This is a genomic window from Brevibacillus sp. IT-7CA2 (assembly GCF_949767855.1).
Taxonomy (GTDB): domain Bacteria; phylum Bacillota; class Bacilli; order Brevibacillales; family Brevibacillaceae; genus Brevibacillus.
The window spans coordinates 448550-469229 of sequence record NZ_CATKQT010000033.1; the positions used below are offsets into that span (position 1 = coordinate 448550).

The 20680-nt window shown below is 45.4% G+C and carries 19 protein-coding genes and 1 pseudogene; 14 read left to right on the top strand and 6 right to left on the bottom strand.

Features of this window, described 5'->3' with window-relative positions; genetic code table 11:
* The first annotated feature begins 147 nt into the window (after positions 1-147).
* Entirely contained in the window at positions 148-555 is a 408-nt protein-coding gene (locus ACM6JA_RS18735) for a VOC family protein (protein WP_414853543.1), read from the top strand.
* Between the two features lie 81 nt (positions 556-636).
* Here ACM6JA_RS18735 and ACM6JA_RS18740 read toward each other — a convergent pair whose 3' ends face one another.
* Positions 637-1431, bottom strand: coding sequence for an S-layer homology domain-containing protein (locus ACM6JA_RS18740; RefSeq protein ID WP_414853692.1), 795 nt, complete (start codon positions 1429-1431; stop codon positions 637-639).
* A gap of 165 nt (positions 1432-1596) precedes the next feature.
* Between ACM6JA_RS18740 and catA the strand changes: the two genes are divergently transcribed.
* Entirely contained in the window at positions 1597-2256 is a 660-nt protein-coding gene (catA, locus tag ACM6JA_RS18745) for a type A chloramphenicol O-acetyltransferase (protein ID WP_414853544.1), read from the top strand.
* A gap of 81 nt (positions 2257-2337) precedes the next feature.
* A complete protein-coding gene (locus tag ACM6JA_RS18750) occupies positions 2338-3501 on the top strand; it encodes a PstS family phosphate ABC transporter substrate-binding protein (RefSeq protein ID WP_414853545.1) in 1164 nt (387 codons plus the stop codon).
* Positions 3502-3584: 83 nt separating this feature from the next.
* On the opposite strand, the gene ACM6JA_RS18755 is transcribed toward ACM6JA_RS18750, so the two are convergent.
* Complete coding sequence (locus ACM6JA_RS18755; protein WP_414853546.1) at positions 3585-4442, bottom strand: arginase family protein; 858 nt, start codon at positions 4440-4442, stop codon at positions 3585-3587.
* Between the two features lie 105 nt (positions 4443-4547).
* Here ACM6JA_RS18755 and ACM6JA_RS18760 point away from each other — a divergent pair, with 105 nt between their 5' ends.
* Positions 4548-4889 (top strand): winged helix-turn-helix transcriptional regulator, encoded by a 342-nt coding sequence (locus ACM6JA_RS18760; protein ID WP_144617096.1) that lies wholly within the window; start codon positions 4548-4550, stop codon positions 4887-4889.
* 206 nt (positions 4890-5095) lie between these two features.
* Positions 5096-6976, top strand: coding sequence for a molecular chaperone HtpG (gene htpG / locus ACM6JA_RS18765; RefSeq protein WP_414853547.1), 1881 nt, complete (start codon positions 5096-5098; stop codon positions 6974-6976).
* 70 nt (positions 6977-7046) lie between these two features.
* On the opposite strand, the gene ACM6JA_RS18770 is transcribed toward htpG, so the two are convergent.
* Positions 7047-7808 (bottom strand): SDR family NAD(P)-dependent oxidoreductase, encoded by a 762-nt coding sequence (locus ACM6JA_RS18770; protein ID WP_414853548.1) that lies wholly within the window; start codon positions 7806-7808, stop codon positions 7047-7049.
* A gap of 114 nt (positions 7809-7922) precedes the next feature.
* On the opposite strand from ACM6JA_RS18770, the gene ACM6JA_RS18775 reads away from it, so the two are divergent.
* Positions 7923-8303 (top strand): MerR family transcriptional regulator, encoded by a 381-nt coding sequence (locus tag ACM6JA_RS18775; RefSeq protein ID WP_414853549.1) that lies wholly within the window; start codon positions 7923-7925, stop codon positions 8301-8303.
* Positions 8304-8338: 35 nt separating this feature from the next.
* Entirely contained in the window at positions 8339-8941 is a 603-nt protein-coding gene (locus ACM6JA_RS18780; RefSeq protein WP_414853550.1) for an MSMEG_1061 family FMN-dependent PPOX-type flavoprotein, read from the top strand.
* 7 nt (positions 8942-8948) lie between these two features.
* Here ACM6JA_RS18780 and ACM6JA_RS18785 read toward each other — a convergent pair whose 3' ends face one another.
* Positions 8949-9584: a DUF5701 family protein gene (locus tag ACM6JA_RS18785; protein WP_414853551.1), complete on the bottom strand. Its 636-nt coding sequence runs from the start codon at positions 9582-9584 to the stop codon at positions 8949-8951.
* 162 nt (positions 9585-9746) lie between these two features.
* Here ACM6JA_RS18785 and ACM6JA_RS18790 point away from each other — a divergent pair, with 162 nt between their 5' ends.
* Positions 9747-10454, top strand: a complete 708-nt coding sequence (locus ACM6JA_RS18790) for a MerR family DNA-binding transcriptional regulator (RefSeq protein WP_414853552.1) — start codon at positions 9747-9749, stop codon at positions 10452-10454.
* A gap of 56 nt (positions 10455-10510) precedes the next feature.
* On the opposite strand, the gene ACM6JA_RS18795 is transcribed toward ACM6JA_RS18790, so the two are convergent.
* A complete protein-coding gene (locus ACM6JA_RS18795; protein ID WP_414853553.1) occupies positions 10511-12340 on the bottom strand; it encodes an adenine deaminase in 1830 nt (609 codons plus the stop codon).
* 213 nt (positions 12341-12553) lie between these two features.
* The gene (locus ACM6JA_RS18800; RefSeq protein WP_414853554.1) at positions 12554-13924 is read right to left on the bottom strand and encodes an amino acid permease; all 1371 of its coding nucleotides are present in this window, start codon (positions 13922-13924) and stop codon (positions 12554-12556) included.
* Positions 13925-14342: 418 nt separating this feature from the next.
* Here ACM6JA_RS18800 and ACM6JA_RS18805 point away from each other — a divergent pair, with 418 nt between their 5' ends.
* The 6 genes and pseudogenes from ACM6JA_RS18805 to ACM6JA_RS18830 form a co-directional block, all read left to right on the top strand.
* Positions 14343-15086, top strand: a complete 744-nt coding sequence (locus tag ACM6JA_RS18805) for a metal ABC transporter ATP-binding protein (RefSeq protein WP_414853555.1) — start codon at positions 14343-14345, stop codon at positions 15084-15086.
* The gene (locus ACM6JA_RS18810) at positions 15086-15946 is read left to right on the top strand and encodes a metal ABC transporter permease (protein ID WP_056496552.1); all 861 of its coding nucleotides are present in this window, start codon (positions 15086-15088) and stop codon (positions 15944-15946) included. Before ACM6JA_RS18805 ends, ACM6JA_RS18810 begins: the two co-directional genes overlap by 1 nt.
* 14 nt (positions 15947-15960) lie before the next feature.
* Positions 15961-16905, top strand: a complete 945-nt coding sequence (locus ACM6JA_RS18815) for a metal ABC transporter substrate-binding protein (protein ID WP_414853556.1) — start codon at positions 15961-15963, stop codon at positions 16903-16905.
* Positions 16906-17065: 160 nt separating this feature from the next.
* Entirely contained in the window at positions 17066-17785 is a 720-nt protein-coding gene (locus ACM6JA_RS18820; protein ID WP_414853557.1) for a YebC/PmpR family DNA-binding transcriptional regulator, read from the top strand.
* A gap of 978 nt (positions 17786-18763) precedes the next feature.
* Positions 18764-19912, top strand: a complete 1149-nt coding sequence (locus ACM6JA_RS18825; protein WP_414853558.1) for a hypothetical protein — start codon at positions 18764-18766, stop codon at positions 19910-19912.
* A 275-nt stretch (positions 19913-20187) separates the two neighbouring features.
* Positions 20188-20364, top strand: a pseudogene (locus tag ACM6JA_RS18830) (YebC/PmpR family DNA-binding transcriptional regulator); the annotation flags it as partial.
* Positions 20365-20680: the final 316 nt, after the last annotated feature.

Sequence of the window (20680 nt, forward strand, 5' to 3'; positions counted from 1 at the left end):
TAATTCCGAGTGTCAATATCGGAAATGATATGAATGAATGGTTTAACAAAAAATAGCAATCGAGAAGAAGCGTTCGAGCATGATTCTGCTATGCTTAAAAGGAGAAGAATGAGTATCATCCAAACAAAACGCGAAGGAGAAATTCCCATGACAAAAGAGCTTTGGATCAATTTGCCCGTCAAGGACCTCGAAAAGTCCAAATCATTTTTTGCCGCACTCGGATTCTCTTTTCATCCTCGCCATGAGAATAGCAAAGAGATGGCGGGCTTGGTAATCGGCGAAAAAAACATGCTCATCATGCTGTTTCCAGAGGCTACCTTCCAATCGTTTACGCAAAATGAGCTGGCAGATACGAAGCGCGGAACGGAAGTGTTGTTTTCAATCGATGCCGAGAGCAGGGAAGAAGTGGATGAATTGGTGAATCAGGTGAAAGAGGCTGGGGGCACGATTTTTAGTGAGCCGCGGGAACATGGTCCGGGGATGTACGGGGCAGGCTTCGCTGATTTGGATGGTCATCGGTGGAATGTGCTGTATATGGATATGAGCAAAATGTAGATGGAGTAAAGATGAAATGGTTGAAAAAGGAGCCTTCCAAATGGGAGGGCTCCTTTTTCAAAATGAGAATTTGGACAAGGGTTATTTACTCGTATAAGTTGAGAGAGAACCGTCCGCTAATAAGACGTTGTAAGTACGGTGTAGCATCACCACTGCCTCCGCTCGTGTGAGTGGATCGTGTATTTCCAATTGGTTTTCCCACGTACTCATGATTCCGTTGGCCACTAGCCATGCGAGTGCAGAAGCTTTTGTAGCGTCAATGTTACCATTGGCAAATACAATTTCGCCAGTGTCCAGGTAACCGTAGTGAATAGAATATTCATCATTAGCAATGTAATCAGAAGAAATGATAACTGGAGAGCTTGACATTAAATACCGATTTACATCAAAAAATTGTACAGAAATATCCTCAATATCCATGAGTGTTATCAGGATGATTTCTTCGGGATTGGGATACATTTCTTGACCAAAAAATGTTTCAAAGATGTACATAGCGTCCCAACGTGTTACCTGTTTTTCGGGATAGAGGAATACTTTATTCTCTTTCCAATCTACAACACCAAATGAGTTTGCGTCGTACATTTCCATCAATGGCTGATAGGCCCAATGGTTTCTGGGGACATCTTCAAACTTCTGTATTTTCTGCTCGGAGGATTCTTTGTTGAGATTCGGGCGAAGCTTATTAAACAGCTTATGAACCATAACAGTGAGCTCGGCTCTGTCAATCGTCTCATTCGGCCTGAAGGCTCCATTGGAATAACCGCTTAATACACCTTTTTTCACCATGAAATCAACCGATTCCCGAGCCCAATGTCCGTCCGGGATATCGCTGAACTGACTGGCTTGTACAGGTGCGGGAGTTGAACCCTTCCCTATTTCTGCTTAAACATTGCAGCTATACACAGACTGATGCCAGTAAGAGATGCAAATGGTATGCTGGAGGGGTAAGGCAGGATTGGAGAAGGGGATGGTGTTATGAAAAGGACACGCAAAATCACCTCCTAAAATCATTTATGTTTTCGATTTTAGGAGGGATACCCAATGAAATTTCAGCGAATCGATCTAGATAATTGGAGCAGAAAGTCTTATTTCGAGCATTATCTGAACCGAGTAAATTGCACCTTCAGTATAACTGCCAACATTGATATAACGGAATTGCTCCCCGCTCTACGGCAAAAGGGGATGAAGCTGTACCCGGCTTTTCTGTATATGGTGACGAACGTTGTCAATGCGCATCGCGAATTTCGGACTTCCTTTCATACAGATGGCGAGTTGGGCTATTGGGAGAGTATGATACCCAGCTATACTTTTTTTCACCAGGACGATCAAACTTTTTCTACGATGTGGACGGAATTCGCTGACGAGTTCCATGTGTTTTATCAAAATTACGTAGCGGATATGAAACTGTACGGGGACAACAAAGGTCTTGTGGCGAAAGAACTGGAACCGCCTTATACTTTCCCTGTCTCGTGTATTCCCTGGGTTAGCTTCAGTGGGTTTAATCTGAATATTTCGGGAGATGGGCGATATTTGCTGCCGATCATTACGAGCGGAAAGTATTTCGAGCAAGAAGGAAGAACGTTATTGCCTGTTTCTTTGCAGGTCCATCATGCGGTTTGTGATGGATATCACGCCAGCCTATTCATCAATGACTTGCAAAAATGGGCAAAAGATTACAAGGAATGGTTAGGTGTTGAGTGAATTGGCTCGTTTGGTATGCTTCTCCTTCCTAATCTCTTCCAATCATTTATAATAACGGTAGGAGAACTGGGAGGAGAAGGAATGAACAAAGAAATGGTAGGGAAAATCTTCGGCTGTATCGTTTTGGGTGCGATCATCACTGTGATCGGAGTCGTAGCGGTTGTGATGACTGCCCTGAACGCACAGGGAAGAGTGTATTCCCTTCTTGTCGCTGTCACGACGGTCGTTTTTATCATCTACATCATCGGACAAATGTTCGCCCCGCAAAAGAGTCGCTTATGGAACCGAGCCCTCTTTGTCTATTTTCTCTTTTGTACGCTGCCAGTTGCAGGATATGAGATCAGCAGCTATTACCATAACAGCATTCCTGTGGTCAGTGAGGCAGAGGTCGATCTGGAACAGTATAAACCGTTTGGTGCAGACTCCAAAATTCAAAAACTTGATCAACCAGCGACACTGTCGTTACAGTCTGATCTGCCCAAAATAGATGGGGCGACCGCCTTGTATCCTCTTTACGCTTCCTTTGTGCAGGCTGTTTATCCCGAGAAAGATTACGACCTTTACGCCAGCGAAGTCATGGTAAGCAAGACGCCAAATGCATACGAAAACTTGCTGGATGGCAAAGTCGATGTCATCTTTGCAGCAGGTCCTTCTGAAGAACAGCTCCTAGCCGCAAAAGAAAAAGGTGTGGAGTTGAAACTGACACCAATCGGAAGGGAAGCCTTTGTCTTTTTTGTCCATGCAGAAAATCCTGTTCAAGGGCTCACTACCCAGCAGATTCGGGACATCTATGCGGGAGATATCATTTCCTGGGATGAAGTTGGGGGCGGCTATGAGCTTATTCGTGCCTTTCAGCGGCCAGAAAATAGCGGGAGTCAGACGATGCTGCAGAAGATCATGGGAGATAAAGAGCTCATGACCGCGCCACAAGAAGACGTGGTAACAGGGATGGGCGGAATCATCGAGCAAACAGCCAACTACAAAAATTATTCGAATGCCATCGGTTACTCGTTCTTGTTTTATGCCACGGAAATGGTGCGAAACGGAAACATTCGTCTACTCGCAATTGATGGGGTAACGCCTAATAAGGAAACGATAAAAAACAGAGCGTATCCGTTTGCGGCCGAGTTTTACGCAGTGACAGCTGGGACGGACAATCCGAATGCAGAGAATCTGATCGAATGGATTTTGTCTCCACAGGGACAAGAATTAGTAGAAAAAACGGGCTATATTCCGGTGAAATAATAAGTAGCAAGCAAAGGAGACCCTTGGGCAATTGACCCGAGGGTTTCTGTTTCTATCCATCTTCATTCTCAAGCTCTTAAACTTTACTTAATTAAAATAGGTATTTCTCCAAGTAGTTTCTTCAAGTTAATAGAATCCCACGGCATATGCTCGGTTATACCTAATCCAACTACATCTGTTTCTTCAGATAGTTCTTTAATCAGATGAAGTAGTTGAGGGATTTGCATTGTTCCCGCAGCAGAAAGATTATAAGGTGCTTCAGGGTTGGCGAATAATAAAGAGCGGAATGCCTTTGGGTCAAGGACATCTAAATCAAGGTGAATAGCTAGGTGCTTAATGCCACTTTCATTTATCCACTCTTTTACAGATTCAGTACTTTTCATCAACTCTTTCGTTCCCGCTGTTTTAATACCTAGCCTTTGAATGATTTCTGAATCTTGCTCTGTAGGAGCTTCTAATCCCGCCATAAAGATATTTTCAGGCTTTAGAGGGATTTCCACATGTTTTGCGAACTCTTCATCTCCTTCTCCCAAAAGATTCCCAAGAGGTAATGTATGTCCGTAGTCATACCCAACAATCCTAACCAAATCACTGTGAGCATCGATCCAAATTAAACCTAATTCACCACCGTATCGTTTGTTTAAATACGCAAATGGAGCTTGCTCTACCAAGCAGTCACCGCCAAACATCACAATCCGATCTGGCTTATGAGCATCAATGATATGATGAGCAGCCTCTACTTGTTCAAGTAGTTGTTTTCTCCCATAAGTACCGTTCTCGTTTTCAAGCGGAGTTCCATCATAAGCTCGAACTGGTATATGAATAAGGGGTTGATCATTGTCCGGAGCTAGCCACGCAAGCAACTCGGCTCCAAGAGAGTAGTTAGGGTTATTTCCCCCTTGCCATTGCGGCATTAACAGGCGTATTGTTTTTTTAGTCACGTTTGTCTCTCCTTTGCTTCAAAGTAAGGCTAGTATAAACGGACCAAAAATAAAAAAGCAGTACGCACTTTATTGATAGCTACTACCGGAAAGGATAGTGTTACTATGAGCATGGCTGAATATAAAGGTAAAGTTAAAAATATTCAAGATACACCTTTTGGTTATACATTGTCAGTTATCGGTGGTAAATGGAAAATGGTTATTATTTATCTTCTAGCAGAAAACCAACCGGTTCGCTTTAATGATCTGAAAAGACAAATAGGAGCTATTACTTATAAAACATTAAGTTCACAACTAAAAGAATTGGAAGCGGATGGATTGGTGAAACGGAAAGAGTATCCTCAAGTTCCTCCTAAAGTCGAGTACAGTCTCACGGATAAAGCGAAAACACTATTACCCGTTTTGGAAGAGTTATGTGAGTGGGGAGCAAAAAATCAAAATAATTAAGTCCATTTTTTCTGATGCGTTACGCAATTCCAGTGCTGGATGAGTGAAAAAGGTACGTTAGTCTAATACTTTATTATCCTTGAACAGCTGGTTCATATTGACAGAAAAATCTAAGACTGATATAAAAATAGTGAATAGCACTCGCGAGGTGAGAGTGCTAACATTGAAAAAGGAATACATAAGAAGTCCGAAAGGGTGGGTATTTCATGGAAAAAAAGCAGTTTCAAGCAGAATCTACACGTCTGTTGGAAATGATGATCCATTCTATTTACACACAAAAGGAAATCTTTTTGCGCGAGTTGATTTCCAATTCGAGTGACGCGATTGACAAAATTTACTACAAATCGCTCGTCGATGATCAATTGGTGTTTGATAAAGAGAACTATTTCATCAAAATAGCGGTTAACAAAGACACCAGAACTTTGACGCTGACAGATACCGGGATCGGCATGACGCAGGATGAACTGGAAAATAATCTGGGTGTCATTGCGAAGAGCGGCTCTTTGGCGTTCAAAAAAGAAAACGACGCGAAGGATGGCTACAACATCATCGGTCAATTCGGCGTAGGTTTCTACTCGGCTTTCATGGTTGCCGACAAGGTTACGGTCATCAGTAAAGCACTGGGCAGCGATACTGGGTACAAATGGGAGTCCAGCGGTGCGGATGGCTACACAATCGAGCCTTATCACAAAGATTCCGTCGGGACCGAAATCATTCTCGAAATCAAGGAGAATACAGAAGAAGAGAGCTACGACGAGTTTTTGGAAGAGTACCGTTTAAAAGCGATTATCAAAAAGTACTCTGACTTCATTCGTTACCCGATCAAAATGGACGTTACGCAGCATAAGCCAAAAGAGGGCAGCGAAAACGAGTACGAACAAGTGACGGAAGAGCAAATCGTGAACAGCATGGTTCCGATTTGGCGAAAAAATAAAAGCGAGCTGACGACTGAGGATTACGAGCAGTTTTATGCGAGCAAGCATTATGGCTTCGACAAGCCGCTCAAGCATATCCACATCAGTGCAGATGGAGCCGTTGTTTATCAGGCGATTTTGTACATCCCGGAGAGCATGCCATTTGATTACTACTCGAAGGAGTACGAAAAAGGTCTGGAGCTGTATGCCAACGGTGTACTGATCATGAACAAATGCGCGGACCTGCTTCCAGACTACTTCAGCTTTGTCAAAGGGATGGTTGACTCCGAGAGCCTGTCGCTCAACATTTCCCGTGAGATGTTGCAGCATGACCGTCAATTGAAGCTGATTGCGAAAAACATCACGAGCAAAATCAAAAGCCAGCTGCAAAGCTTGCTGAAAACAGAGCGTGAGAAATACGAGCTGTTCTACAATTCATTTGGCAGACAGCTGAAATACGGCATGTACAGCGACTACGGGACGCATAAAGAAACATTGCAAGACCTGTTGATGTTCTACTCTTCCAAAGAGAAAAAGCTGGTGACGCTAGAAGAGTACGTTGAGAGAATGCCAGAAGATCAAAAGTACATCTACTACGCATCTGGCGAGTCGATCGAGCGAATCGAGAAGCTGCCGCAAACAGAGCTCGTATCCGAGAAAGGTTACGAAATCCTGTACTTCACAGATGACGTCGATGAGTTCGCGATCAAAATGATGATGAACTACAAGGAAAAGGAATTCAAATCCGTATCGAGCGGGGATTTGGGAATCGAGCCGGGCGAAGAAGAAAAAGCAGCTGAAGCCGAAAACGAGAACAACAAAGAGCTGTTCGACTATATGGCATCGATGCTCGAAGGAAAAGTCAAAGCCGTAAAAGCTTCCAAGCGCTTGAAGTCACACCCGGTCTGCTTGTCGACAGAGGGTGAAGTGACGATTGAAATGGAAAAAATCTTGAATGCGATGCCGAACAATTCAAATGTGAAGGCAGACAAGGTACTGGAGATCAATGTGAACCATGCGGTGTTCCAGTCGTTGAAGGGTGCCTTTGACACAGACAAGGAAAAGGTCAATTTGTATACGGCCCTCCTGTACAATCAGGCTCTTTTGATCGAAGGCTTGCCGATTCAAGACCCGGTAGAGTTTACGAACGATATTTGCAAAGTAATGGTGTAATCACAAAAAAGGGGATGAGACTTGCTCATCCTCTTTTTTATGCGAAAAACGTCTCGGAGTGATAAAACAACTAGTTGCTTGGCCTCGGTACATACGTGAAGATTGGATCTCTTAGCTCGAACTCATATGTTGCTCCATTCACGATTCCAACGACCTTCTCACTGTCATATAAATCGAGCAAGAAACCGGCCATTTGTTTAGCTGTATGGAACTTAGGAACTGCACCAGCATATTCAAAGTGATCCATATCAAGGGAACGCTTTGCAAATTCGGTCTCTGTTGCAGCAGGTGCCAACACTTTTGCTTGCATGGCTGCTCCGTTTTCCCTCAATTCTTGTGCCAGACCTTCCGTAAAGGCACTAACATAGAACTTCGTTGCGCAATAGGTCACGGCGTTAGCGATGATTCTGTAACCTCCGCCTGAAGAAATATTGATGATTTGCGTTCCTTTAACATGTGCATAGTCACGAGCATAACGAGAAGATAGAATCGTTAGTGCTTCAATATTCAAGTGAAGCATGGACTCAATTTTATTCAAGTTTTGTTCCCCAACAGAAGCAAAGTTTCCGAACCCTGCATTGTTAATCCAGGTCTCAATCTCATAATCCTTTAGACTGTCGTAAAAATCATGAACATTTGCATTCACACTTAAGTCAACTGTTCGAATGACTACATCCAATTTTGCGTTGATTTCAGCCACTTTTGATTTTACCTTTTCTAATTCCTCCGTTCGACGAGCTGCTAAAATTAAGTTTTTTCCACGAGCAGCAAATGCCAGAGCGGTTTCAAAGCCAATTCCTGAACTTGCTCCCGTAATGACCGTATATTTCATGTATATCCCTCCTGAATTTATTCAATAGCTTCAATTGAGAATGAATGTTTCATTGAGTATACTGATTAGAGTAAACTCTAAGTCAAGGGTATAAAATCCATTCGGAGGTTTCTCATGCGCACGATTGGTGAAGTGGCACAGCTATTAGGGATAAGCACACATACGCTGCGTTATTATGAAAAGGAAAAAATAATTATTCCGGATCGCGATGAAAGTGGTGACAGGCGATATAACGATTCGCATATTCAATGGCTGCAATTTGTTATCAAGTTAAAAGAAACGCAAATGCCTATCTCGAAAATCAAGAAGTACGCTTCACTGTTTTTAGAAGGAGAACATACTGCCTCAGCTCGATTGAGTCTTTTAGAGGATCATAAACACTATATTGAGCAACAAATAAAAATTTTAATCGATGTGGATGGTATGCTAGAACGTAAAATTGTTGCTTACAAAGATTACATCAGTAACCGAGCAGCCAAAACACCGGTAGACTAAGAAAAGATATACATGGAGAGAGGAGAGTAGGACCTATGTGGAATCCGTTGGAAGTAAAAAATCTCATTACCAGTGCAGAAGAACTGAAAAGCTTGGTAGGAGAACCGCACGAGGCGGTTGTGAAAAAAAGCATCGCGCAGGTTGAGTCGCATGTGATTCATTACGTGTCCATGTCGCCGTTGTTTTTCTTGTCTACAGCAGATACTTCAGGCAGATGTGACGTTTCCCCGCGAGGCGACGAGCCGGGCTTCGTTAAAGTGCTGGATGATCACCATATTATTTTTCCGGAGCGAATGGGAAACAGACGAGTCGACTCTTTGCTAAATATCATCGCCAATACGCAGGTGGGGATAATTTTCCTGATTCCTGGTCTGGAAGAAGTGTTGAGAATTAACGGATCAGCCCGCATTACGAAAGATGCAGAGCTGCTCGCCGCGCAAGAATGGAAGGGTAAAACAAGCGGCATGGGCGTGATTGTGAAGGTAGAGGAGTGCTTCCTCCATTGCCCGCGCGCATTTAAACAAGCAGGCTTGTGGAAGACGGATTCATGGCCGGAAAAAGAGGCAATGCCTTCGATGCTGGAAATGTTTCGCGCTCATTTGAAAATAAATGGCGTTACGTTGAATGAAAAACCTTGAATGAGCTTCAAGGTTTTTTTTCGTCCAAACGAGCTTGGCAGGAAGCTGAACCGAGCCATGTATGTGGATTGCCGGCCCAGCACCAGCCTAGCTTCGGTTTATTTTCGCTGATCCACATGGCCGTTACGCGTCGGTCGCCACAACGAGAGCCGAGCAGAGAAAAGCCGTTGTTTTTCTTTACCCGATTCGGGAAGTGAGTGATCAGGGCAATCCCTTCCTCCAGCGTGAGCGGAGAACGCTGTTGCTCCAAGAGGATGGGCATCGCGTCATTCGGAGTGACGTTCAACGTCTCTTTTCCTGTTTCAATTCCGGTCATCAGGTAAGCCATTCCTGTAGGAATCTCGATGCCCTCAATCGGTGTAAACCGCCGGATTTCTTCTGCATCCATGATACTAAAGCCAGCTTTCTTTTGCCGCTCGATTGCTTGCATCGCTTTTTCTCCGTCGAACCAATCGCCTTTCACCACGAGAACAAAGGGTACGAGGCCCTCTTGCTGGTCGTCTTCTTGTATGGGGAGAGCTTCTGCCAGTGGTTGCAGCGGGTTCAGATTTTTCCTGAACTCATCTGCTGTCATTCCCGCCATTTCAGGATAGCCCTTTTGAATGAGCGTTGTCAGTTGCCGTTCGAATTCAGCTCTGTGCATGGGTTAATGCGCCTCCTTCCACTTGTCACTTTCATCTTACAACATTGGTGCGAATTAAAAGGTTTACCCAAAATAAAAGGAATAAAGCAGATTTAGATTGAAGTAACTTTACAACTAAGCTTTAATCTTTATGAAAGAAAATCGGTTAGGGGGCTGGTTGCCATGCGTCCCATTGATATTGCACGTAAGCTAAAGCTGAGCACGAGCGCCTTGCGCAATTATGAAGCGCATGGGCTAGTTCCGCCTGTGGAGCGGTTAGCGAGCGGCTACCGGAAGTATACGGAGGAGCACGTCGCTTATTTTACATGTATTCAAGCCATGTCTCCTGGCTTTGGAATGGAAGTGACGGCTCAGGTCATGCGACTGATTCAGGATAGACAGTTGCAGGCTGCTCTGTGGCGTGTGAATGAGGTACAGGCTAATCTACATAGGGACAAGCAATTAGCCGAACGAAACGTGGCGATGCTTGAAGATGGCCGAACAGGTAAGGGGGAGGAAGCTGGAAACAGTGAATGGATGACGATTGGAGAGGTAGCAGCCATGACTTCACTGCCCAGCTCAACCATTCGCCACTGGGAAAAGGTTGGACTCATTACGACTTCCCGCGATGAGAACAATAGCTACCGTCTCTTCAATCGCTCGCAAATCCGCAAAATCATGCTGCTTCGTACGCTGCGACCTGCTGTCTATTCCTTATCGGTTGTGGAGCTAAAGGAAGCTATCGCGAACATGAATGAAGAGGATGTGAGAGAGGCGCGAAACATCGCTTTGGAAACACTGCGATATCTGGATCAGATGAATCTCGAACAATTGCGTGGGGTTTTCTATTTCTATCAATTATGCAAAGTGGTTCAGTTGGTCGAGGAATAGGGTAGCGAAAAGAGAAAACCCTCTTCTGCACATTCGCAAAAGAGGGGATGTCGTCGTTATTCCACAAACAGTGATACTCGCTCAAATCCCGCATCTGAAATGCGAATCAAGCCCGTATCCGATATATGCAAGGTCGGTATGACGACCAGAGCAAGCAAAGACAGTGTCATAAAGGCGTAGTTCATCGTGCAGCCTGCCTTCACCAATGCTTGGCTAATCTCCATGGATTGCTGCACAACTGTTTCATAAGGCTCGGTCGACATCAGTCCAGCTAAACGCAGCGGAAGTTCCACAATTTCGCCGTCTCCAGTCACGACAGCGATACCGCCTTGCATGCTGATCACAGCATTGGCTGCTTGTGCCATCCGCTCATCGTCGTTTCCGATGACAAGAACGTTATGGCAGTCATGGGCGACAGTCATGGCAATCGCTGCTGGCTGGTCAAATCCGACATTGCCGACAATCCCGATGCCTGAACCGCCAGTTTTCCCATGGCGTTCGAAAACAGCCATTTTGCACAGCGTGCTTTCTGGCGTAATCTGCAGCTCACCATTTGCGACAGCTACATCGACAAACACTTCGTCCGTCTCTACGTGATTCTCGCGGACAACTGCCACGCGCGTCTTGATCGTCCCAGACGGAACAGGGGTCTTGATGATGAAGTCAGATGGAGTGAGCTCAGCCTTGATTTTCACAGAGTTGACAGCAAACGCAGGGTAAGGGAACGGAGGAAGTTCGAGCGTCATCTCACCGTTTTCCGCCACTACTTCACCTCGTGCGATCGTCATCACGACATCCACATCAGCCAGATTTCCGTCGAGCAAAATCATATCGGCGATGATACCCGGTGCGATCGAGCCTACATCTCTTGCGACTCCGAACCGTTCTGCTGTATTGATGGTCGCCATCTGGAAGGCAGTAACGGGCTTCACGCCTTGCGAGATCGCGTGTCTGACGATGAAGTTCATATGACCTTCTTCTTTCAACGAATCACAGATGCGGTCATCAGACACGAGCATCATCCGGCGGGAGTCAATGCCCTGTTCGGTGTGTGCTTTGATCGTTGCTGCAACATCGTGCCACGCAGAGCCGCGGCGCATTTTTGCATACATGCCGAGGCGTACGCGCTGTGCGACATCTTCGCTGGTCACACACTCATGGCAGCCGGTTACACCCGCAGCGGCATAAGCAGCCAGACGTGGATCACTTGACGGCCATGTATAGTGACCATCCACTACTTTTCCTGCCCGCAGTGTCGCTTGAATCTCTCCGATCATTTTCGGGTCTCCGTACACGACACCAGGGAAATTCATGACTTCTCCGAGTGCGATCATATCTGGTCCCCAGCTCAAAGCTTCCGCGACCTCCGCTGGACCGAATTCTGCCCCAGCCGTTTCAAAAGAAGCATCCGTTGAAGGGACGCAGGAAGCGACCTGCATGTAAGCAGCCATCGGTGTTTGTCTTGCCTCATCCAGCATGATGCGCAAACCGAGTAGACCGAGAACATTCGAGATCTCATGCGCATCGAAAAAGCCGCCTGTCGTTCCGAGCGGCAGTACCGCATGGGCGAACTGCGTCACGGACAGCATGCTGCTTTCGATATGACAGTGCCCGTCCAACAGTCCTGGTGCCATATACTTTCCTTTTGCATCGATGATCTTGGTGGATTCATCCGTCAGCCCTTCCACAAAAGGACCAACATAGGCGATACGGGTGCCAACGACAGCCACGGACATATTCGGCAAGATTTCACCGGAGAGAACATTGACGAGAGTGCCGTTATGGATGAAGAGGGTCGCTTTTTTCTCCCCTCTGGAAAAGGCAACGAGATCAGGAATGCAATCTGCGAGTGGAGGTCTTGCAAAGGACGAATGCTGCTGTGTCATGTTTACTATCACCTCATGCTGGATTTGGTTTTTTACATATAGTACACATCGAAACGGAAGGAAGCTAGTTTTCTTTTATAAAAAATTTGAAAAAAGAGGCTTCGTCTCCTATCTTCCGTTTATGTACTACCTAAAGTGCAAAAAGGGTCTTGTGATCAAAATAAAACACCTCCCATTTTCACCGATGTTGAAAGTGAAAACAGGAGGCGCTGCTTAGTGTTCTGCTACCTCTATTTCATTTGTCTTCGTTTTCCGCAGTTTGTAAATCACGACGAGTAAAATAAACCAAACAGGTGTGATGAACAAGGCGACTCGTGTATCTTCCGCGAGTGCAAGGACGACCAGAATGAAGGCAAGGAATGCCAGGATCAGGTAGTTGGCAAAAGGATAGAGCGGCATTTTAAACGAATTCGCTTTTGCTAAATCTGGTCTCGTTTTGCGATATTTCAAATGACAGATGACGGTGATTCCCCAAATAAAGATAAAGCAAACGGTCGACACGCTAGTGATCAGTGTAAATACGCCTTCGGGCATGACGTAATTCAATACAACGGCGATAAGGATAACAACCGACGAAAAGAATAGTGCATTTGCCGGGACCTTGTTGGCAGTCAGTTTGGTAAGGGGCACAGGTGCATTCTTTTCTTTGGCAAGGGAGTAAACCATCCGGCTTGTACTAAAAATGGCGCTATTACATGCGGAAGCGGCGGATGTCAGTACCACGAAGTTGACGATACCGGCAGCGGCTGCAATGCCAATTGCTGCGAAGACCTGCACGAATGGACTCTCCAACGGGTTGATCGCGTTCCAAGGATAAATGCTCATGATGACGATGAGTGCGCCAACGTAGAAAATCAAAATCCGAATCGGGATTTGGTTAATTGCTTTTGGAATGACTCGTTTTGGGTCTTCCGTTTCACCGGCTGTCAGACCGACGAGCTCGATCCCAACAAATGCGAACACGACCATTTGGAAGGAGAGAAGGAACCCATTGAAGCCGTTCGGGAACATACCGCCATGACTCCAGAGATTCGTGAAGCTGGACGCACCTGCATTCGTAGAAAAGCCCTTGATGATCATGAAGATGCCGACAAAAATCAGGGCGAGAATCGCGATGACCTTTACGAGCGCGAACCAAAATTCCATTTCTCCAAAAAGCTTCACCGTAGCCAAGTTCATGATTAACAAAATCACGAGGGCAATTAAGCCTGGCATCCACTGCGGTATTTCCGGAAACCAGTATTGCGTATACAGACCAACCGCTGTCAGGTCAGCCATGGCGATGGAAATCCAGCAAAACCAGTAAGTCCAGCCCGTGACAAATGCGGCCATATTCCCCAAATAGTCTTTGACGAAATCCACAAAAGAATGGTAGTCCAAATTGCTCAAGAGGAGCTCCCCGAGTGAGCGCATGATTAAAAAGCAGATGATACCCGTAATCAAGTACGCAAATAAGATGGATGGGCCGGCCAAATGAATCGATTTTCCTGCGCCCAAAAATAATCCTGTTCCGATTGCTCCACCGATCGCGATGAGTTGTACGTGTCTGTTTTTTAGACCTCTCTCCAATTTTTGATCCTGCATACGATCCACCTCTCTCTATTTTTAGTTAGTTTTTAATTTTTAGATTTTTATCAAACAGATAATGTTCATATTAACATAACTATAGTTGTTTCACATATGTTTATTTATTTTTATAGAAAAAAAGCTTTTAATTATGAACGAAATAGTAACATTTTGGAAGTATTGGCTTTTTTAAGCAAGAGCTGCACTTTTTTTGTATTTCAGAAAAAAGAATATATTGACATGGTAATGGAAATCATTTAATTTTGCATTAGGGCAACTTTTTTATACGAATGCATATTAGTTTGTTCGGGTGAATATTATTGGTATAAGACTACATTGTTGTGTGTAGGCATATGTGCATAAAGGAATTACCCGTTTCACCATCGGTTTTTCGGGCGGGATCATATAACGGGCTATTATTTGGAGGGAAAAAATCATGGATTCTGCTATCGCTGTAAGGGACCTGCATGTTTCTTACTTTGGGAATGAAGTTGTTCGGAATGTTTCGTTTGATGTTGAACTAGGGAGCATGGTTGGAATCATCGGTCCAAATGGGGCAGGGAAGTCAACCCTGATCAAAGCGCTCTTGGACCTCATTCCGAGAGATAAGGGGAATGTGCGGATTTTTGGGAAAGAGACAAATGAATTCCGGAAGAAAATCGCCTATGTACCACAGCGGAGCATGATTGATTGGACATTCCCGATCACCGTCATGGATACAGTGCTGATCGGGACATACCCAAGTGTCGGACTGTTCAAATTTCCGAAAAAAAAGGAAAAAGCGTGGGCGCTGGAATGCCTGAGAAAAGTAGGGCTAGAGGATTTCCGCGACAGGCAGATTGGGGAGCTCTCCGGCGGGCAGCAACAGCGTGTCTTCCTGGCAAGGGCACTTGCGCAAAAACCAGAGCTGCTGCTTCTGGACGAGCCGTTTGTGGGAATTGATGTGGCGAGTGAGGATACAATCATTCGCATCTTGAAAGAGCTGCAGTTTCAGGACAAAACGATTGTCGTCGTCCATCATGACTTGTCCAAAGCATATGCGTATTTTGATCAGCTTCTTCTAATGAACAAAGAATTGATCAAGTACGGGACGGTCGATGAAGTGCTGAATCGAGAAGTCATGTCGAGAGCATATTCCTATCAACTCCCATTTCTCGAAAAGACCGAGGTGCTTGCATAATGGATTTCTTGATGGCAATTGGACAGTATGAGTTTTTGCAAAAAGCATTGTTTACATCTGTAGTGGTTGGGTTAATCTGCGGCGTCATCGGTAGCTTTATCATCTTGCGGGGAATGTCCTTGATGGGGGATGCCATCTCACACGCTGTTTTGCCTGGGGTGGCCCTCTCCTATGCTTTTGGAATCAATTTCTTCGTGGGCGCTGTTTTAACGGGTGTACTCACTGCTGTTGGAATTGGCTACGTGAGCCAAAATAGCCGAATCAAGAACGACACGGCGATTGGAATTTTGTTCACGTCCGCCTTTGCAATCGGGATCATCATGGTTACGATGCTGAAAAGCAGTACCGATCTGTATCACATTTTGTTCGGGAATGTATTGGCTGTGCGTTCTTCAGACATGTGGGTGACGGTTGGCATTGGGGTCATCGTCATCGTGACAGTCTACGCTTTTTTCAAAGAACTGTTACTGACTTCGTTCGATCCGACCATTGCGGCTGCCTACGGTTTGCGTAACAACCTCATTCATTACTTGCTGATGACCTTGCTGACGATGGTAACTGTCGCTTCCCTGCAAACCGTAGGAATCGTATTGGTTGTCGCCATGCTGATTACACCGGCTGCTACCGCTTATCTTTTGACGGACCGTTTGTCGATCATGATCTTTTTGGCTGGCGGTTTTGGAATGCTGTCTTCGGTTATCGGCCTTTATTTTAGCTTTACTTATAATTTGGCCTCTGGTGCCACGATTGTCGTGGTTGCAACTGTGTTCTTCTTCCTGGCCTTTCTCTTCTCCCGAAAACACGGGGTGGTATGGAAATCAATCCGAGCTCGGCAAAAACGAGTCGAGCTCTCAAAGTAAAGGAGAATATCGTCATGAAGAAGTGGAATCTGTTTTTCGTTTTTCTTATATCAACCGTATTAATGGCAGCGTGTGGTGCTCCGCAAAGTGCGAACGAGCCCACGAAATCAGATAGTGACAAGCTGCAGGTCGTGACCACGTATTCCATCCTGTATGACATCGTGAAAAACGTTGGGGGAGATCGGGTAGAGATCCATAGTCTTGCTCCGATTGGCTCCAATCCGCATGAATATGATCCATTGCCTGCTGACGTGCAAAAAACGACGGATGCAGATGCGGTTTTCTACAACGGACTGAATTTGGAAGCAGGTAACTCTTGGTTCAATAATCTCATGACTACAGCAGGCAAATCAGGTCCTGATGCACCCGTGTTCCGACTCAGTGAGGGCGTAGCTGCCAAGCACTTGACAACCAAAGGCAAAGAGAGCGAAGAAGACCCGCACGCTTGGCTGGATGTACGCAATGGGATCAAGTATGCGGAGAATGCAAAAAATGCCTTGATCAAGGTGGACCCAGCGCACAAGGAAACGTATGAGCAAAACGCCAAGAAGTACATTGAACAACTGACTGCTCTGCACGAGGAAGCAGTTAAGCAATACAACCAGATTCCGAAAGAACAGCGTTTGCTTGTGACGAGCGAGGGAGCGTTTAAATATTTCAGCGAAGCGTACGATTTTGAAGCAGCATACATTTGGGAAATCAACTCGGAGAACCAAGGAACGCCAGAGCAGGTCACACAGGTGGTTGATACGATCCGTGCGAAAAAAATCCCGGCTCTGTTCGTAGAGACAAGTATCGATCCGCGTAGCATGGAGATGGTATCGAATGAAACGGGTGTACCGATTGTCGGGAAAGTATTTACGGACTCTCTCGGAAAGCCGGGAGAAGATGGCGATACGTACATCAAAATGATGGAATGGAATATCAAGACGATTTACGAAGGATTGACCAAGAAATAAGATTCGTAAAAGCAAAGCACAGCTCTCCTAATTAGGGGCTGTGCTTTTAAATTCTTCCACTGCTTAACATCCTTCATCAGATTGAGGTATAATAGGCTAGTGTGCAAAAGGAATCCGGAGTATTCATATTTAATCTGTCATATTGAAAGAGAGTGGGATTATGGGTCGTAAGTGGAACAATATTAAAGAAAAGAAAGCTTCTAAAGACGCGAGCACCAGTCGTATTTACGCAAGGTTCGGGAAGGAAATTTACGTAGCGGCAAAGCAAGGCGAGCCGGACCCAGAGTCCAACCGTGCTCTGAAGGTCGTCCTGGAGCGTGCTAAAACGTACAGCGTACCGAAAGCGATTATCGACCGCGCGATTGATAAAGCAAAGGGCGGCTCTGATGAAACGTTTAGCGATCTGCGCTATGAAGGCTTTGGGCCAAACGGTTCTATGATCATCGTGGATGCACTGACCAACAACGTAAACCGCACAGCTCCTGAAGTGCGTGCCGCTTTCAACAAAAATGGCGGTAACATGGGCGTATCCGGTTCGGTTGCTTACATGTTTGACCCAACAGCGGTATTTGGCTTTGAAGGCAAATCCTCTGATGAAGTGCTGGAACTCTTGATGGAAGCGGATGTAGACGTGCGAGACATTTTGGAAGAAGATAGTGCTGTCATTGTTTACGCAGATGCAGAACAGTTCCACGCTGTACAAGAAGCACTCAAAAATGGCGGCGTCACAGAGTTTACCGTAGCTGAACTGACCATGCTGCCACAAAACGAAGTAACGCTGACAGAAGATGTACAAGCTCAATTCGAAAAGCTGATCGATGCTTTGGAAGACTTGGACGATGTGCAGCAGGTGTACCATAACGTTGATTTAGGTGAATAATGTTTTCAATGGAGAAGACCTTTGTTTAAAGCAGAGGTCTTTTTTTATGTGGCTGTGGTGAAGAGAAGAATATTTCCAGTCTAGGCTCCAGGCTCCGTCCTGCTGGGGGCTAAGGCTGTCCGCTCCGAAGGGATTCGCGGGGAAACGCAAAAGTGGTAGCCGCTTCATCGCGTGGGCACGTTGCGTTTCTTTTGCCCGCGAATCCCTTCTCCGCTTGGTAGGACTCCACAAGTCGCTACGTCTGGAAATATTCTTCTCTGTCGTGACTGATTACATTCTTCAATCTTTTAAGGCTTTTAAAACCCGTCTAACATGGAAAGCTCGTAGAGGAACCAGGAGAAAAAAGCGAAGATCTTTGGTACACCGACCGAGGCGCAATGAAAAAAAGAGAAACAAGGTTTTAGCGTCCACCTCTGAGACACCTCCTGAATGGACGACTTTGGACGCGGGTTTCGCTTTTTTTCATTGCGCCAGGCAGTGAATCCCCCAGCGGGTGGGACAAGAAGCTGAGCGTTTTCTCCTGTTTCCTCAAAGCACTACAGCAACTACATGTAGATAAGTTGTTCTTGCTTTTATGCCCAAAAATATATCTACAGTCTCAGGCAAGAAAAAATACATAAGCAATACGATTTTAATGAATATGGTGTTAATATCATTCTTGGTGAAAAACGGTCAAACGAAGATGAAACAAACGGTGTTGGTAAAACTACGATGGTTGATTGCATCGAGATGTTACTAGGTAAGACAATGAAGATATTAAAGAATTGAAGGATGTAAAACCAACATTAGTAACAAAGAAGTTGAAGAGTTTTATGAGTTTATGGTTGCCGCTTTTTGCTTTTCTTTTGTAAAAGCTTTTTCAATCCAGTAAGGAGATTCAACAAGGCTGCCCCACTTTTTTATTATTATTAATATGGCAGAAACTAAAGTTAACAATCTGCGTCTTAATTATGGAACATTTACTTAGGAGGACCTACTATGATACGACGTTTACTGACTTCATTTTTACTGATCATCTTGCTGGTCTCTGTGCCGATCAGTGCTTCTTCTGGTGCTCCTACTCCTGCTAAGTTGGACCCGCGTAAGCCAGACCCCGTCGTCCTCTATCAAGCGACAACAGATGGCAAGTTCAAAAAAATCGAGACGAAGATGCCCTTGATTCATCGGGCCATCATATCGCCAACGGGTAGATTTGTGTACGGAGAGCGAATCGGCTACGCAAAGGCAGATCCTACAATCCCATTCCTGTACGATTTGCAAAAGCACACGCTGACCCAATTATCCGGCTTTGCCAAATGGTCACCGAAGCAGGACGTACTCTACATCCGTGAAAATGGAGGCATTGCAAAGCTCACGTTGGCAGACGGCCAAAAGACGGTGCTTGTCCCGCCAGTTTCCCAGTATCCAGTGCTCGATTTCTCCGTCTCACCGGATGAACAGTACATGGCTTATACCCGAAAGGACGAAAAATCTTCTGATACGAAGGGAAATGCCCATCTGTACCTGCAGCATCTGCCTACGCTCAAGATGAAGATGAACGACCAGTATGCTTGGAAGCAGGATGAATTCGAACCAGAAGAAAAGTTCTACTGGATGCCGAATTCCCAAAAGCTGTTTTACCAAACTCAAACTGCATACAAGGAACTGGACGTGCCGACAGGCTTGAAATACGATCACAAAATGACCCAGTTTCCCTCTTACTCCAATGACATGAAGTACCGTTACATGCGGACAGATACGGAAGAATACTTATTAGACTTGCAAAAGGGAAAAAAGGTGATTATGAAGACTCCCGTGTCCTATGAAGATACCCTGTATAAGATCTTCTGGTCACCTGCCGGACATCAGATTGCTGCAGAGGCGTTTTTTATGGGAGCAGCAAGCTCCCGGGATAGTTATATGTTAATCCGCTCCTGCAAGCAAGTTCCGAAGTGCACCTATCCTTTTGGTGATCCTCAAGATGGCAAAATTAGCCCCTATTTAGGTGGGCTTGATAACTATCGCATCATTGGATGGGCTGGGGATGGGAAATCGTATTACTTGGCCGATCTGGCCTCCACCCATTATTCTGCTTTTGCATCGGACAAGTCAGAAGGCGAGTATTTCCGCATTTATGAGCAGCGCTAATCGATCAAGCAATAGAAAGCCGTGTCTCGTGCCGGAAGCTGAAAATGACCACAGTATTTGCCGGAAAATGTGTACCTACATATAATAAGAAAGTAGGTGAGGCGTCAGAAAAAGGCTCTTGCCACAAACCATAGTTGTCCCCGTAGCTCAGCAGGATAGAACAACGGTTTCCTAAACTGTAGCTCGGAGATGAGTAATACAATGGCATTAGACTTACAAGTAGATACCACGCCACTTTTTCAATTATTACTTGCTATGGTTGTATATATGATTGGGAAGCACTCAAAAATGGCGGCGTCACAGAGTTTACTGTAGCTGAACTGACCATGCTGCCACAAAACGAAGTAACGCTGACAGAAGATGTACAAGCTCAATTCGAAAAGCTGATCGATGCTTTGGAAGACTTGGACGATGTGCAGCAGGTGTACCATAACGTTGATTTAGGTGAATAATGTTTTTGGGGAAGACCTTTGTTTTAGGACAGAGGTCTTTTTTTATGTGGCTGCGTATTGGCCGCGGTGGAGAGAAGAATATTTCCAGTTTAAGCTCCAGGCTCCGTCCTGCTGGGGGCTAAGACTGTCCGCTCCGAAGGGATTAGCGGGGAAACGCAAAAGTGGTAGCCGCTTGTCGCGCGGGCACGGTTGCGTTTCTTTTACCCGCAAATCCCTTCTCCGCTTGGTAGGACTCCACAAGTCGCTACGTCTGGAAATATTCTTCTCTGTCGTAACTAATGCGATTCTTCTATCTTTTAAGGCTTTTAAAACCCGT